Source organism: Pedobacter ginsengiterrae (assembly GCF_039537385.1).
Taxonomy (GTDB): Bacteria; Bacteroidota; Bacteroidia; order Sphingobacteriales; family Sphingobacteriaceae; genus Pedobacter; species Pedobacter ginsengiterrae.
In genome coordinates this window covers 129,612-146,033 of sequence record NZ_BAABAK010000005.1, presented here as the reverse complement: position 1 = coordinate 146,033, position 16,422 = coordinate 129,612, and the positions used below count along the sequence as shown (strand labels likewise).

Sequence of the window (16,422 nt, the reverse complement as noted above, 5' to 3'; positions counted from 1 at the left end):
TCAAATGAAGAAAAAATATAATTGGAGTATTCTTTTAGGTGCGGCTTTTTTAATGGCTTCTTCGGCTATTGGTCCTGGTTTTTTAACGCAGACGGCTGTTTTTACCGAACAACTGGGGGCAAGTTTCGCCTTTGTAATTCTACTTTCGATTATTTTGGATGCTGTAGCTCAGTTAAATATCTGGAGGATTATTGCTGTTGCCGATAAACCTGCACAAGATATTGCCAATCAGGTATTCCCTGGTTTGGGTTACTTTATATCTTTTTTAGTTTTTTTAGGTGGTTTAGCATTTAATATCGGAAATATTGCGGGCGCTGGACTTGGCTTAAATGTACTCTTCGGAATTAGTGTAAGTCATGGCGCTATAATTAGTGCCATTATTGCAATCGGCATTTTTATTTATAAAGAGGCAGGCAAAGCGATGGACGTTTTTGCAAAAACCATGGGTTTGATTAAGATTTTACTTGCTCTGTTTATTGCCTGGGTAAGCGAACCACCGTTAGCAGAAGCTGCAATAAGAGCTGTAAATCCGACGCAATTTAGCTTTACCGCAGTGTTAACAATCGTTGGCGGAACAGTTGGTGGTTATATTACCTTTTCAGGGGCACATCGCTTACTCGATGCCAGACAAACTGGTATAGAAAACCTGAGTGCTGTAAATAAGGGTGCGCTAAGCGCTATTGGTTTGGCATCACTGATGCGCTTGCTCTTGTTTATTGCCGCTTTAGGCGTAGTAAGCACAGGTGTAAAGCTAGATCCATCAAATCCTGCGGCGTCAGTTTTTAAATTTGCAAGTGGCGAATTGGGATATAAAATATTTGGAGTTGTAATTTGGGCTGCTGGTATTTCATCAGTTGTGGGTTCTGCTTATACATCGGTTTCATTTATCAAAAGTTTTCACCCTGTGATATTGAAATTTAACCGAGAAATAATTATAACCTTTATTTCAATCTCCTGCATAATATTTATCCTTATTGGCAAACCTGTTTCTATATTATTAACTGTAGGGGCAATTAATGGGTTTATTTTGCCAATTGCTTTAGGAATTATGCTTGTTGCAGCTTATCGTTCTAAAATTGTTTCGAATTATAAACAACCGTTATTGTTAACCATAACAGGTTTGGCCGTCGTAATTACCATGGTATGGATGAGTTACGGCACAATTGTACAGATGATTACTGGTAAATAAAAATTAACTTTAGGTTCAAACCAAATTAAACTGATTTATGAAAAACGGAGAAAATGTATCCAATGTTCAGAGAAGAAAATTTCTAAGTAATTTAACTATTGCAACTGGTTCTGCAGTGCTGGTTTCTTCTCCATTCTCTTCCATAGCATCTCTATTTGTAGAAGAATCTCGTCAAATAACCGTAGGAGAGATCATGAATTCGTTTATAAGTGAGGTTCCGAATGGTGCAATTCCGAACACGGTTGATACATTAAAATCGGGCAATGCAGATATTGTAGTTACTGGTGTGGTTACTTGTATGTTTGCCACAATCGAAGTTATTCGCAAAACAATTGCTTTAGGTGCAAACTTTATAATAGCCCACGAGCCAACTTTTTATAATCATCAGGATGCAACAAAATGGCTTGAAAATGATGAGGTTTTTAAATATAAATCGGAATTACTAAAAAAACATAATATTGCTGTTTGGCGAAATCATGATTACATTCATAGTGTTCATCCAGATGGTGTTAGAAAAGGTTTGGTTGAACGCTTAAGCTGGGGTAAATATGGTAATCCTGATCAGAATATGTACAACTTTACATCTGCATTAAGTTTAAAAGAACTTATTCATGATTTAAAAGCGAAACTGGAAATTCCTTCGCTTCGTTATATTGGAGATTTAAAGGCCTCTTGCAGCAAAATTTTACTTATGCCAGGTGCTGCGGGTGGACAAAGACAAATTGAGGCCATAATTAAAAATAAACCCGATGTTTTAGTTACTGGCGAAATTTCTGAATGGGAAACCGCAGAATATGTTCGGGATGCAAGAGCAAAAGGCGAAAATATTTGTTTAATTGTGCTTGGGCATGTTGCAAGTGAAGAAGATGGAGCTACATATATGCGCAATTGGCTTAAAAATAAGTTCCCATCCGTTAAAGCAAATTTTATTAAAACTGGTGCTTCACTTTCGATGTTGTAAACTTACTGATAGCCAGCGGCCTGAAGTTTAAATAGTTCTGCATATCTTCCATCTGCTTTAAGTAATTCTGCATGAGTACCAGATTCTAGAAGTGTTCCCTTATCTAAAACTAAAATCCGATCGGCAAGGCGAGCTGTAGAAAATCTGTGGGAAATTAATACCGCCGATTTTCCTTTTGTTAATTCTGCAAAGCGTTGAAACACTTCATATTCCGCACGGGCATCTAAAGCTGCGGTTGGTTCATCGAGTATTAAAACCTGTGCATCTTTCATGTAGGCTCTTGCAAGTGCAACTTTTTGCCATTCTCCACCCGAAAGTTCTACGCCATCGTTAAACTTTCTACCTAACCATTGCTGATAAGCACCTGGAAGTTTTAATGCTAATTGATCGGCAAGACTTTCTTCTGCTGCCTTTTTAACCAACGCTTCGTTATCTATTTCTTTTATGTTTCCTACAGCTATATTTTGGTGAAAGGTCATTTGATAACGAATGTAATCTTGAAAAATAATACCGAGGTTGTGCCTTAAATCATCTAAATCATAAGTTTTTAAATCCTTTCCATCTAATAAAATCCGACCCTCGGTAGGATCGTATAAACGAGCCAAAAGCTTTACCAAAGTTGTTTTGCCAGCACCATTTTCGCCTACCAACGCTAGTTTTTCTCCTGGTTTTAGTTCGAAGCTCAGGTTTCTGTTTGCCCACCTTTCTGTATTATGATATTGAAAACCTACATTTTCGAAAATAAAGCCAGTTTTTATAGGATTTGGAAAAGGTAAAGCATTTTCTGGTTTGGTGATTTTTGGTTTAATCTCGAAAAATTCGATAAAATCATTCAGATAAATGGCACCTTGCGATACCATGGTAAATCTTGCCAACATGGTTTCCATTAAACCGCTAAGCTGGCGAAATGAACCTGCAAGGAAAGTTAAACTTCCAACGGTAGTTTTACCCTGAACAGTATTGTAAATAATAAAACCATAAGCGGCGTAATAACCCATTGTGCCGAGCACAGAAAAGAAAGTTCCCCAAGCCGAACGACGAACAGCCAGTTTGCTATTATCAGCATAAAACTTATCTGATAAGGTTTTAAACCTCCCAATTATAAAATCGGCTAGGCCAAATATCTTAACCTCTTTAGCTGTTTCATCACTGGCACCTAAATACCTAACGTAATCCAATTCCCGTCTCTCTGGAGTTTGGCTTCTCGAAAGCGCATAATTTTTACTGTTGAAATAGGATTCGCCTAGAAAAGAAGGAATTATAGCAAGAAGCAAGAGTAGTATTAACCAAGGATTAAAAGCGATTAGTGCAGTTAAAAGAAATGCCATTGATATAAAATCCTGCACCTGGCTCATCACCTGAGAAAGTAAAACCGTTCTTCCAATGGTTTGTTGTCTGGCTCGTTCTAATTTATCGTAAAATACAGAATCCTCAAACTGATCTAAATCCAAAGTTGCAGCATGTTTCATAATACGCATGGAAGTGTAGTTAGAAAACAAATCGCCTAACAGGCTGTCCGTTAGGTTTATCATTCGGTTCAATCCATCTGTTAGTATAGCTAAAGCGAATTCCAAAGCAACTAATTCCCACAGCTTTTGAATATCTCCGCCAGCAGCATTGCTGTTTAAGGCTACAACCTGATCTATAATTAACTTGCCGACATAAAGCAAGGCAACAGGCATTGCAGATCGAAGAATTCTTAAAGCAAAGCTGATAGAAGTTTTACTGGGGCTGCTTTGCCAAACCAGTTTAAAAAAATTGGGTAAATTCTTCAGCGACGATAAACGATCTCTGAATGATATGTTTTCTATTGGAATTGTATTTCTGCCTTTTGCCATTAATGTTTATAGGATCAAGCAAATCTAAAGTTATTCCTGATTTTGACTAACAGCGCTATGTAAAATCATGTAATAAGAGTGAAGCTATTTTTGTTTAATCTTCTTCGAAAAATCTGCCGAGAGTTTATTCAATGCTTCATCATATCCTTTTCTATCTACAAATGCCTCAGGATTGTAAGCCGCGTTTTCCTGGTGTTTTTTGTGAAGATCGAACTGACTGGCATGTGAAGAAAGCCAAATATCAAATGATAAACTCTTCATTTTTTGAAGGGTACTTCTGTAGTCTTCTTCAATTTTAGGGTAGGCAGGTATTTCTGAGAATTTTTTATCAGTTACAATACTTGGCATATTGGCTATTAATACTTTATATGCTTTGTTCTTATCTTTTACTTCAAATATATAACTGCAAGAACCTTTCGTATGTCCAGGGTGATGAAGCATTTTAAGCTTCATGTTTCCTAAAGAAATTAGATCACCATCACTTAATAGTCTATTTGTTTTAACTGGTTTGTAGCTAGGTTCTTTTCCGCCCAATGCATAATCAGAACTTCCACCATCTATAGCAACAGTTACATCCTCCTTATCCATCATTACGCTGGCATGCGTTAGCTGTTGGAAATCGGCCATTGCCCCTAAATGATCGTAATGGGCCTGAGTAGTTAGTAAAATTTTAATATCGCTAACCTTAAAGCCCAATTGCTTTATGTTACTGCTAATTATAGCGTAGGAGTTGGCTAAGCCTGTATTAATTAATATATTGCCTTTGTCGGTTGTTATTAGGTAACAAGCTAAATCGTAAGTGCCAACGTAATAAAGGTTGCCCGCAATGCGAAAAGGCTTGTAAGGTTTCGACCATTCTGCAGGTGTATCCTTAGGTTCGATTACTTTTTGAGCAAATAATTGGAAATTGAAAAGAGATAAACCAATCAATATTAAGGCTGTTTTTTGTATATTTCTCATAAAAACTAATTAGGGCTAAGATAATATATTAAGGCGATAACTAATAAAACGTAAACCTGAAGGCAGACTTATTTTACTCTTTAAATTTTATTTTGCTTACTAACAGCGGCTTATCCATATGCGTGTAAAATTCTTTCTTTAATATTTGTTTACTAAAAATATTAGTATAGTTTTGCCGTAGTTTCAACAAGAATTGATATCATTTGTGTTGTTGAATAAGAATTAATTTGAAGATATTTTATGACAGTTACCGTATTAGCAATTACAGAAACTGATTTTGTTCCTGATGTTTCATTAGCTAGAATAATGAATGAACGTTTGAAACAGGCTGCTGCAGAATTACAGGATATTTATTTACAATCTATGTTGTCTGTTGGTCAACGTAAAGATGATTTGGTGGTTTATATAAGCTACAATCCAAAATATACGATCAGATTTAGGGTGGTTAACGATGTGCCAGAAGAGGTAGAAAACTTTGTTGCATACACTTGTGGTAACCTTGGCTATATAAAATGGAAAACTAATGTGGTGAACGTTTTTAAAGGGAATGAATAGTGAAATACAAAATATTGATAACCTTAAAGAACCCGCTTTAAACTTAGCGCCACTTTGGCTACCCGAAAAATATTATAAAGAAAGTCCGTGGCACCGAAATTGGAAAAAAGCCTTTCCCGAAAGTTTTCGTGAAAAAAGCTTTTGTTGTGAAATAACTGGCGAATTACATCGTGCAGATGTATTTACCCCATGCGGTACCGCAATCGAGTTTCAAAACTCGCCAATAACTTTAGTTGAAATGCAGAGTAGGGAGGCGTTTTATCCGAAGTTAGTTTGGATATTGAATGGAAAAAAGTTCAAAGGTTTCCGTTTGTTAAAAAACCTTCCTCATCCTGATCATCCTAAACTTGTAGACTACGAATTTTGCAATACCGATCATTTGTCAATGATTCGCAAAGCTGATGTTTTAAATCCGCTAATCACACCTAAGGTTTTAAACTTTTATCATCCTGAGATCAAGGGTTTACAGATTACCTCAAACTTTTATCACTTTTGCTGGAAACAGCCCCATACTGTTTGGTTTGCTGCTAAAGCTCCAATTATTGTCGATTTGGGTGGCCATTTTCTTTACCGAATGCGAATTAGAAAACAGTTGTCTGGCGATTATCCATATTTGGAAATGATTAGCCGAAAACAATTTATTGAAGAATATTTGTGTTTTGGGTAGTACTAAAAATATTTATCAATACTTAAACCATAGGTTAAATTAAGGTTTTCACGTTGTGTTATATTTAGTTTGTTGTAATTTAAAGCAGTTGTTAGGCTAATCCATTTTCTAATTTTCAAACCTACAGTTGTAGAAGAACGGATAATGTAATCACCTTTTCTTGAATAAGAATTTTGTAAGAAATGACTGCCATCTAAGCTTACAATGTTTTTGATTAAAAAATGAAATTGCAGTCTGAGCGAATTTCTTATCGTGTTGTAATCTTCAAGTTCAACTAAGCTACTTTGATCAAAAAGAACGCCGTTACTTACATTAATATAAGTATTTGTTTTATCTACAAAATTGTAGGCTATTCCTCCTCCAGCTAAAAGTTGATTTTTAATTTTTAAAGAATAACTGGTGTTGTAATTTACGAGCCCCCAATAATAAAAATGAGGGAAGGTTTTATACAAATTGAAATTCATGGTAGTCGAGAAATCATTATTACTTAAGGCTTTATTTTGTTTCCCATACAGCCAAGTTGTACTGCTATTTAATACGATACTTTTCTTTTTTATCCCAAGGTTGATGTTGTTATTTAGTAAATAAGCAGTTTCATTATTGGTTTTATTTATTGAGCCTGTAGAACTTGCATTAATGTGGTAGTTCGTAGAATCGCTAAACTGAGCTTTAGCGATTAAGCCCGAAATGGAAAAAAACATCGATAGTAAAAATATTTTCATACGTTTTTAACAGATTTAACTCCTGAGATGTTTGAACGATTCTGAAGTGTTTTCTGAAGGTCATTTGTAGAAAGATAGACCTTAGTTGGTTTTATAAAAGATATTTTTGTTCGTCAGATTAAAAATCCTGAAAATATGAACAACAATTCGCTTAAAAATATACCATACTCCGTTCTCGACCTTGCAACCGTTTTAGATGGCTATACTGCTGCCGATACTTTCAAAACGAGTTTAGAAATTGCTCAACAATCTGAAGAATTAGGTTATACTCGTTATTGGTTTGCAGAGCATCATAATATGGCTGGTGTTGCCAGTTCTGCAACTGCAATACTTATTGGTTTTATAGCTGGTGGCACAAAGAAAATTCGTGTAGGTTCTGGTGGAATAATGCTGCCCAATCATGCACCGCTAATTGTTGCCGAACAATTTGGAACTTTAGCCTCGCTTTATCCTAATCGTATCGATTTAGGTTTAGGTAGAGCGCCTGGAACTGATCAGGTTACAGCTATGGCTATTAGAGGTGAGAATTTTAACGCGGCACATAATTTTCCAAGGGATGTAGATCAGTTGCATCAATTATTTTCCGCAGATAATTATGGTGCAAAAGTACGTGCCATTCCTGGAGAGGGATTGGATATTCCAATCTGGATTTTAGGTTCTAGTACCGATAGCGCCAGACTTGCCGCAGAAAAAGGTTTGCCCTATGCTTTCGCCAGTCACTTTGCTCCAGCTTATTTTGAGCAGGCCATTACAATTTACCGAAACAACTTTAAGCCTTCTAAATTTTTAAAAGAGCCTTATGTTATGGCTTGTGTAAACGTTGTTGCCGCAGATACCGATGATGAAGCAGAAGTATTGTCTAGCTCAGTAAAAAGGATGTTTTTAGGCGTAATAACTGGAAGAAGAGAAATGCTAAAACCACCTGTTCAAAATATCAATGCACACTGGGATCAGCTCGAAAAAGAAGCGGTAGAACAAATGCTGTATTACTCTTTTATTGGCGGTTCGGAAACGATAAAAGAAAATTTAGAGGCTTTTGTTGCAAAATATGGCGTAAATGAAATTATGAGCACTTCTCATATCTACGACCATAAGGCCAAATTGCATTCGAATAAGATTTTTGCAGGTTTATTTAGCTAAGATTAATAACGCACACTGGTAAATTATTTGAAAGCTCAAGATAAATTTTAAACTACCTTTGTGCGAAATATGAAATCGTACCTAAACTTATTCGACTTTAAACAAAAAGTCAACTATAAAAACGAAATACTTGCTGGACTAACGGTGGCAATGACGATGATGCCAGAGTCTTTGTCGTTTGCTATTCTGGCAGGTTTTCCGCCTTTGGTAGGTTTATATGCTGCATTTATTATGGGTTTAATTACCTCGATTTTTGGTGGCAGACCAGGCCTAATTTCGGGCGGGGCGGGAGCAACCGTAATCGTTTTAATTGCCTTAATGAAATCGAATGGTATTGAATATGTATTTGCGGCCATCGTTTTAGCGGGTGTAATTCAAATAATAGTTGGCCTTTTTAAATTAGGGAAATTTATAAGGCTGGTTCCTCAACCCGTTATGTATGGTTTTGTTAACGGCTTGGCTGTAGTGATTTTCATGGCTCAGCTCGAACAATTTAAAACAGTAGTAAACGGTCAACTGGTTTGGCTTTCGGGTAATGCACTTTATCTAATGGTGGGTTTGGTTTTACTAACCATATCAATTGTTGCTTTTTTACCAAAAATAACTAAAATAATTCCACCTTCATTGGTCGCAATTATGGTTGTGTTTTTACTTGTTTTGGGTTTAAATATTGATACCAAAACGGTTAAAGATATTGCTTCAGTAAGTGGTGGTTTTCCGCCATTTCATATTCCTAAAATTCCTTTTGAACTAGAAACTTTAAAAATTATTTTCCCTTATGCGCTTATAATGGCAGGAGTGGGATTAACAGAGGGTTTGCTAACACTTAATCTTGTTGATGAAATTACTGCAACAAAAGGAAATAGCAATCGGGAATGCATAGCGCAGGGAACAGCAAATATTGCCAATGGTTTCTTTTTTGGAATGGGAGGTTGCCCTATGATTGCACAAACCTTGGTAAACCTATCTGCGGGAGCGAGAGCTCGCTTATCGGGAATTATTGCCTCCTTAACTATTCTTCTAATTATTCTCTTTGGAGCGCCTATAATTGAACGTGTTCCGATGGCGGCATTAACTGGCGTTATGATTATGGTTGCCGTTAGTACCTTCGAATGGATCAGCTTTAAAATTATCAATAAAATGCCGAAACAGGATATTGTTATCGGGATTTTAGTTGCATTAATTACTATTTTTCTACATAATCTTGCGTTAGCAGTTTTAGTTGGTGTAATAATCTCTGCTTTGGTATTTGCCTGGGAAAGCGCAAAACGAATCAGAGCGAAAAAATATATTGATGAAAATGGTGTAAAGCATTACGAAATTTTTGGGCCTTTATTTTTTGCTTCTGTTTCTGCCTTTAACGAAAAATTTACTGTAGAACAAGATCCAGAGCTTGTGGTTATAAATTTCTCAGAAAGCAGAGTTGCAGATATGAGTGGAATAGATGCCCTGAGTAAATTGACCATACGTTACGCAGAAGCTGGAAAGAAATTACATTTAAGAGGATTAAGTGCAGATTGCAGAACTTTATTGAAAAATGCTGAAGCGGTTATTGAGGTTAATGTAATTGAAGACCCAAATTATGTTGTCTTATCCAAATCATAATATATTTTTTTTAAACAGTAAAACCATCTGATATACTGTTTGTTATATAGTTGTAATGATTTAGTCAGTTCATAATTGAAGAATTGATTAAGTTTTAAGTAGCCCTTATTGCAGCGATGTAATTAAGGGCTTTCTTTTTTGATAATGAAACTGGAGATCTTCAAAATACTTTTTCTGCGCTTCTTTTATTTTAAAATAACCAAAACTTTAACTCTTTTTTTAGTGTTGAATTAACACATTAAATGTAAGATTATGGTGAAAAAGGATACTACGAAAATTAAAAACGAATTAATTATTTCAGGTTTACAAACGGCAGGAAAAGCAATTGGCTTACATACCAGTAAATCAAAAACAAAGAAAACTATTGAAAAAAATTTGAGCCTTGTAAATAGTTTAATGAGGGCTGGCTTTAGTCATAAAAATGATGCTACTTCAAGAGTGAAGAAGAATATAGAATTGGCGGGAATGGGCGCAATTGCATTTTATAATTTTTATAAGGGCATTAAGCAAAAAAGAAGGGCATACATCATCCAAGGTGCTTTTCTATCTACAGCATTAATAATGGTTATTTTAACCAGTAATAAAATTAAAAAGAATACCCCACAATTATCGAGCACTAATGCTGGTTAATTGAGAAATTTTGAGCCGCCGAGTTGTAAGATAAACTGAAATCATATCTACGGGTTTCGTAATCCATAGCTAAGGCGCTCAAGGTTTTTAACTCCTCAAAATCAGTAACTTTAGCTGATAGAGAAGAAAGAGTTGCGATACGGCGAATAATTTGTTTGTATTCCGTATCTGTTAAAATAGATTTCATATGAGGAGTAATTATGATTTGGTTGTTTTCAAAAATCACTAATTGAACAATATTTACATTGAAAAAGTTTTGCACTAATGTTAATATATTTTAAAGACTAGTTTGGGACATACTTTTCTACACGTTTTGCAAAATCATTTAAATCAAAAGGTTTATTGATAAAATCTTCAGCTGTGCATTTAGATTTTACATGTGCTAAATTATTATTGGCAGACATCATCATAACTGGAATCGCATATGTTTTTACGTTTTGTTTCAGCTTTGCACAAATGTCTATTCCATTTCCATCGGGTAACATAATATCCAGTATAATCATGTCTGGTTTTTGATTTTCCATTTGGTGCCAAAAACTTTTGGTATCCCGACAGCTTTTAACTTCGTAAAGCTCTTCAGTTAATAAAAACTCAATTATCTCTCTAATACTTGGGTTATCTTCTACAACATAAATGCACTTTTTCATAAGCCTTGTTTTTGTGTATTAAATAGATAACCTGTTCGTTGTTAAGTTGTTTAATATAGTTATGAACAAAACTTAGGTTATTAACCATTGTTAAAAAAGTTTCAGATTTATTGGGTTTTTTTCGTCTGGTTTTTTCCATTATACCGTAAAACAGGTATTTACACAACAAGAATTTTATTGCAGATTTACGTAGTGTATATGTATGCTTACATAACAGGATCTTAAAGTTAGATTATTGAAAGGCTTTCTTCTGAAAGAGCCACTGGTGCGCATTATTCCTGTATTATTTGCTCTATCTTTTTTTACAGCTACACTTATTCGATTATAGTTTTTTTGCATTTCGTTTTTAATTTTTAATTGGCATTTATGCCGTAATTATCCCTTAAAATGGCCAAAACTATCTCCTTAAAAAGCCACTTGAATCTGGTTCACGATTTGATAATTCAATCAGAAGCTCATTCAGAAGAAATCAGTGTGCTGCTAAATCAACTAAAACAATCCGATGTTTCAGCAGTTAGTAGTCGCAATTTAAAAACGGAAACTTTAACTCAGATTACAGAAAATATCAACAGAAATCAACTTTTAAGCGAATTTTCGGCCCTTAAAGTACCAAAAGGAGATAACGATCAATTGGTTATTCGAAGAGAAACTCCTTTCTCATCTTTGAATAATATTACAAAGCTTTCTAGTTTAGTTTCAAATTCTAAGGCTTTATCTAGTTTAGGTGGGTTAACATCCATTGCTGGTGTTTCTAAAACTTTGGGGCCATTTATCGCGAATGATGGGCGATTAGTTTGGTATGATTTTCTTACATACGAAAAACTGATACCAATTTACTTAAATGGCGATTCAAAACCATTAATGCTCATTCCTTTAAAATTATCGAAAATTACCAGAGGAAATAACGGATATAGTTTGGCGAAAGGTAGCATCTGGATTCGTGCAGATCTATTCGCACCGAGTGCAGGTAATACAAAATATACAGGCTTTAAAGTGAATTCGGGTAAAGTAACCTTTTCTAAAGCAGTAAGCGTGCTTGCCGATTCTATAAAGCTCAGTGCCGAAATTATTTTTGCTTTAGAGTTAAATTTAGATAATACTTTTGCTCCAAAAGGTACCGATTTGTATGGCTCTGATTCAAGAGCATCGGATGTTAAACTACCGAACCTGTTAGTGCTGGCTTATGCGGTAAAAAAAATAACCATTAACCGAATTGACACTGCCAGTTGGAAATTATATGGTGATAGCAGATCGTTTTCTTATACGAATAAACCTGCCACCTTTGAAGCTTCGCTTGATAAACTCCTCATTCAAATGCCATCGGATAGTGAAAGGTTTATTTCTTCTGATGTGAAATCTACTTTTTTTAAAATTAATGGCGAAGCTGAGATAAGATATTCGTGTTGGTCTCTTTCTTTAAATGAACTTGATATTACTAAACCATTTGCCATTCGAAACAATGGAGCCTTGACTTTATTTTTAAAGCCTGGCTTGCAATGTAGTTGGCAAGGTTTAGATAGCCGATTACCTGTCGCTTTAAATAGTCCGATTATATTTGCAGAACAAGGATTATTTCTAATTCATGAGTTAAAAGCCGATTTCAAAACTATTGAAGAAAACTACAAAATGTGGGATACCACTTTAGGATCAGGAATTAAAACTGATTTGAAATTATCCTTTAATCGAAAGAAGAAATTCGATTACACATGTTTGGAAGAAGGAGTGGAGGGCATTGTTGCATTAGCCGATATTCAGGTTGATGCTGATAAACCTTTGCAGGCAGACGGAACACCAGTTGCACCAAAGACAAGAGATAGCATATATGTTAAGTATGCATCTACCGCATTATCGCAGCTGATGGTTATCGATCAGGACATGCTTTATGAACAAAACATCGTTGCAGAAAATACCGAAAATTTGATATCGCCAGTTAAATTCAAGGAAATAAAAAAAGCTGATTTAAGATATCGGTTTGCTTTAGAAAATGCTTATCTACTTTGTACGCCACCAGCAGGATTAATCTTAACGGGAAGTTGGAATACGGAAAACGTAATCAACAAGGGTAAACTAACAATTCTTTACGGTTTAACCGACTTGATTCCAACTTTACCGCATCCTTATACTACAGAAACTATACACCGTCCAAGTAGAGCCGTTGCAACTTTTCGCGATGCTGCAAGTTACAACCAAAGCATGGCTGGTTTACTTACTTCAACTTGCGATTGGGAGCAAAGTAATGCTGGTATGGCAGCAGTTAAAGTTGATTTTAAGTTAAATTATAACACCAATCTGGTTGCTCCTCCAATGATTCAACCTGCTGGCAAGGAATTGGAAAGCAGTAACAGTCAATTTGCGGTTGCAATGGTTTCAACTGAACATGCGGTGTACGACAGGATGAAAAATTCTGCCAGTTTGAGAACACCACACGTGTTTTCGTTACTGGATTTAAGTACAAATTACGATTTGCTAGGTATTTCGATGTCGTTTAATCAAATTAGATCGGTTTCTGCTGGTTATGCAAAAATTAAACAAGTTTCTGAACAGGTTGTAAATATTGAGAAAATGAATTTGCGATCGCCTATGGCAATGTTAAACGGCTTTACTCTACCTCATATTACCTGGGAACCATTAATTAATTTAACTCCACCTGATGATAGTACATATCCTAAAATGGGCATACTCGGTTACAGTGATCAAGGACCAGCAACCGTATTTACACAGCTTGATAGTCATGTAATAGATATTGATCCCCTGAAATATATGACCCGTTTTCGGCGTAACCTTAAGCCAGATGATGTTGTGGCCGGAACTTATCCAACACCTTTAAATCCTTTAGAGAAAGATGGGAATTTAAGGAGTGCCATACTTTTTGGCTTACCAAATGGCAAATTTTCTATTGCTAATTTGGTGCCCTATAATGCGCAGCAGGCAACGGTAAACAACAGGCATTTAGATTTTATTGTTCCCGAATTTGAACTCCAACAACTTAAATTAAAAGGTGGTTTGCAGTTTAGAATTGCCGCTAACAAGCCATTTGATTCCATGAGTCCTCCAGAAATGAGTGGCCTCACTGTACAGATGAAAAATTTAATTGGCGAATACAATGAGCCATTAACCCAAAGTATTTTAGGAGCAAGTGTACACACTATATTTTCAGGGAGATTTAGTGAGTCAGGAATTCAATCTGGAGGTGTTCCTTTAACACATATCGATTTTTCGGGTTACGGAGCCAGTACCTTTAGTAACTGGTTGGCGCCATTGTCGAAATTTGCCACAATTGCTCAGGTTAAATTCGATGTAATGAGAGGCCGTCTATCTCATGAGATTGTGCAAGCGGTAAGTATGGTTTATCCATGGGGAATTTGCATGGTAAGAACAGTTACTTTTTACCGAAGAAATAATGCCATAATTTATAGAGAGGATAGCGGTTGGCAAGCTAAAAGTGATGGTATTTTTGATTTTTCTTTTGAGGCCAAGAAAAACCCACAAGGCAATGTAGGTTCGTTTGATAATCCATATTTCATTTACCCTGGCTTAGTTGGCGGTTTATATAATGTGCACAATATCAAGGAAGTTTCTGGTGATATTATTTCGATTGATTACATGCCTCAGGCTGGTGAGTACTGGAAAGCTGATCCATCGAACTATGTGCATCAAGATGTTGCGGGTTCTTTAGTTCATGCGCAATTTATTGGGGTTACTTTTGATGCCGACGTACTGTTAGATGTAGAAGGAAAGGGAGATTATAGCAAATATAAAAGGCACACTGGAAAGCAATTTAAAGGCTATTTACAACTCGCACCAGAAGGTGTTCCTGTTCCTCAGCATGTTTTTAAAGAATTAATGATGCGTAGTCAGAATTCGGTGGGAGGGAATGTTGATTGCATTTTAAATCTTGGTGCCAGTGAGCAAGTAATTCAGGTTAACCGTGTTGATGTTTCTGCATCTTCCAGAGGAAATAATCAAAATAAATTTGCTTTTATTGCTGCAGCAAAGGGGTCAGTTCAGTTGCCTGCCGATGGAAGCTGGAGCGTTATAGAGCTTGATAAAATTACTGGAAATGTAGTTCCTGTTGCAAATAAAGAAAGTGTACCTGTTATAAGAGACGGTTTACGCGATAGAAAAGAACCGTCATTTAGTATTCCGGGCCCTAAAAATATTTCGAAAATTAGTTTTCCTGAAGCTTTACTTAATGATAACGAATCCTTTTTTGCTAAAAGGTACGGTTTTGTACAAAACACAGGAACGCAAAAACTTCTATTAGCTGATCCAAGTTACGATACATTAAAAATTGGTCAACTTTTAACTGAAGCACCATTATTGGCAGATAGTTTTAGGTTGCTGAATAGTAAAGGCCCGTTTCCAAATATTGGTAATGCAATAAAAATAGAAGATGTTGCATCCGCAGTAACTAAAATACTTCCTGGTGGTTTATCAAAAGCAATTACTGGTTTTAAAGTGCCAGATAATTTTACCTTCGATGTTATTGGTTCTGAGGATTCTCCATTCAGAATGTATATTAAATACAAAAGTGATCCAAAAACAGGACCAAGTTCGAATACGCTAGTAGATTATGTAACAGATTCTGAAGGCGCAATAGATAAATGGAAAAACGAGATGGGTAACATGAGTATTGTTGTCGATTTAGCTTCTTTCAAATCATTGATGACAATAAGTGGCGATTTTAAGGCTAAAGCATCCTTAAATCCTGGTTTTGAATCAGGAAGCGCACCACAACTTAAATTGGCTGAACCTTTAGAGAAAATATATCAGATTCTTGAATTTTTAGATAATCTAGATCCAACACAACCTGTTGAAGCGGTTAAAAAAGGATTGAAGATTGCGATGAGTAATGCTGCCGATAGCTGGGATTATAAATTCAAAGCATCAAAAGAAATTCCTTTTGTAAAATTCCCTTTTGATCCGGTTAATTACAATTCGCCAACTACACCTCTAAAACTTGATGCTTCCTTTAAAATTGGTTGTTATTTCAATCAGCCAATAAAAATACCTAAAACTATAGATCAGGTTATGCCTTCGGCTGGTGCGTTTTTAGAATTGGGGGCAGATTTAAGAGTTATGTGTGTTTCGCTCGCGGCAGCAACAATTTATGCAACTGGCAGGGCTGAAGTTGGTTTAGCCGCCGATTTAAAGAGCCCGCCCACCTTGTATTTTAAATTTGGTTTTGGAGTAGAGCTCTGTGTTGGCCTTCCTGTAATAGGCAGCGTAGCGGTAATGTACATGGTTGGTGTGGATATGTCGCTAAATACCAAAGAATTGGTTGTTGGAGCGTTTATTTATTTCCGTGGTCGTGCAGAAATATTTGGTGGTATTGTAACCATTACCATTCAAATTGAAGCAGCAGGTAAAATTCAGAAACAATTAAATGGTGGACCAACAAGCTGTATTGCCATGTGTACTTTTGCTTTAGATATCAGTATTTTCTGGGTTATCGATATCAATTTTACCGAAACATGGGAAGAAACCCGTCAAATTGCTTAATAACAA

General features: G+C 35.8%; 13 protein-coding genes. 8 read left to right on the top strand and 5 right to left on the bottom strand.

Annotated features, from left to right (window positions below):
• The first annotated feature begins 4 nt into the window (after positions 1-4).
• Both ABD692_RS07195 and ABD692_RS07190 read left to right on the top strand, forming a co-directional pair.
• Complete coding sequence (locus tag ABD692_RS07195; protein WP_344766001.1) at positions 5-1,189, top strand: NRAMP family divalent metal transporter; 1,185 nt, start codon at positions 5-7, stop codon at positions 1,187-1,189.
• A 37-nt stretch (positions 1,190-1,226) separates the two neighbouring features.
• Positions 1,227-2,150: a Nif3-like dinuclear metal center hexameric protein gene (locus ABD692_RS07190; RefSeq protein ID WP_344766000.1), complete on the top strand. Its 924-nt coding sequence runs from the start codon at positions 1,227-1,229 to the stop codon at positions 2,148-2,150.
• Positions 2,151-2,152: 2 nt separating this feature from the next.
• Here the strand turns inward: ABD692_RS07190 and ABD692_RS07185 are convergent, their stop codons facing one another.
• Together ABD692_RS07185 and bla are read right to left on the bottom strand one after the other, a co-directional pair.
• On the bottom strand, positions 2,153-3,988 hold the full coding sequence (locus tag ABD692_RS07185) for an ABC transporter ATP-binding protein (RefSeq protein ID WP_316760839.1): 1,836 nt from the start codon (positions 3,986-3,988) through the stop codon (positions 2,153-2,155).
• An 84-nt stretch (positions 3,989-4,072) separates the two neighbouring features.
• Positions 4,073-4,948 carry a subclass B3 metallo-beta-lactamase gene (gene bla, locus ABD692_RS07180; RefSeq protein WP_344765999.1) on the bottom strand — a complete coding sequence of 292 codons (876 nt, stop codon included), beginning with the start codon at positions 4,946-4,948 and terminating at the stop codon, positions 4,073-4,075.
• Between the two features lie 240 nt (positions 4,949-5,188).
• On the opposite strand from bla, the gene ABD692_RS07175 reads away from it, so the two are divergent.
• Complete coding sequence (locus ABD692_RS07175; protein WP_344765998.1) at positions 5,189-5,503, top strand: hypothetical protein; 315 nt, start codon at positions 5,189-5,191, stop codon at positions 5,501-5,503.
• Positions 5,496-6,170 carry a competence protein CoiA family protein gene (locus ABD692_RS07170; protein ID WP_316760830.1) on the top strand — a complete coding sequence of 225 codons (675 nt, stop codon included), beginning with the start codon at positions 5,496-5,498 and terminating at the stop codon, positions 6,168-6,170. The genes ABD692_RS07175 and ABD692_RS07170 overlap by 8 nt, the downstream gene beginning before the upstream one ends.
• 2 nt (positions 6,171-6,172) lie before the next feature.
• On the opposite strand, the gene ABD692_RS07165 is transcribed toward ABD692_RS07170, so the two are convergent.
• Positions 6,173-6,892, bottom strand: coding sequence for a DUF481 domain-containing protein (locus tag ABD692_RS07165; RefSeq protein WP_344765997.1), 720 nt, complete (start codon positions 6,890-6,892; stop codon positions 6,173-6,175).
• A 135-nt stretch (positions 6,893-7,027) separates the two neighbouring features.
• Here ABD692_RS07165 and ABD692_RS07160 point away from each other — a divergent pair, with 135 nt between their 5' ends.
• The 3 genes from ABD692_RS07160 (at position 7,028) to ABD692_RS07150 (ending at position 10,267) form a co-directional block, all read left to right on the top strand.
• On the top strand, positions 7,028-8,032 hold the full coding sequence (locus ABD692_RS07160) for an LLM class flavin-dependent oxidoreductase (RefSeq protein ID WP_316760823.1): 1,005 nt from the start codon (positions 7,028-7,030) through the stop codon (positions 8,030-8,032).
• Between the two features lie 69 nt (positions 8,033-8,101).
• Positions 8,102-9,637 (top strand): SulP family inorganic anion transporter, encoded by a 1,536-nt coding sequence (locus tag ABD692_RS07155; RefSeq protein ID WP_344765996.1) that lies wholly within the window; start codon positions 8,102-8,104, stop codon positions 9,635-9,637.
• A gap of 252 nt (positions 9,638-9,889) precedes the next feature.
• Positions 9,890-10,267: a hypothetical protein gene (locus ABD692_RS07150; protein WP_316760818.1), complete on the top strand. Its 378-nt coding sequence runs from the start codon at positions 9,890-9,892 to the stop codon at positions 10,265-10,267.
• Here ABD692_RS07150 and ABD692_RS07145 read toward each other — a convergent pair.
• Together ABD692_RS07145 and ABD692_RS07140 are read right to left on the bottom strand one after the other, a co-directional pair.
• Entirely contained in the window at positions 10,254-10,454 is a 201-nt protein-coding gene (locus tag ABD692_RS07145; protein ID WP_316760815.1) for a hypothetical protein, read from the bottom strand. The genes ABD692_RS07150 and ABD692_RS07145 overlap by 14 nt on opposite strands.
• Before the next feature lie 97 nt (positions 10,455-10,551).
• Positions 10,552-10,914, bottom strand: coding sequence for a response regulator transcription factor (locus ABD692_RS07140; RefSeq protein ID WP_316760812.1), 363 nt, complete (start codon positions 10,912-10,914; stop codon positions 10,552-10,554).
• Positions 10,915-11,301: 387 nt separating this feature from the next.
• Here ABD692_RS07140 and ABD692_RS07135 point away from each other — a divergent pair, with 387 nt between their 5' ends.
• Entirely contained in the window at positions 11,302-16,416 is a 5,115-nt protein-coding gene (locus tag ABD692_RS07135; protein ID WP_344765995.1) for a hypothetical protein, read from the top strand.
• Positions 16,417-16,422 lie beyond the last annotated feature (6 nt).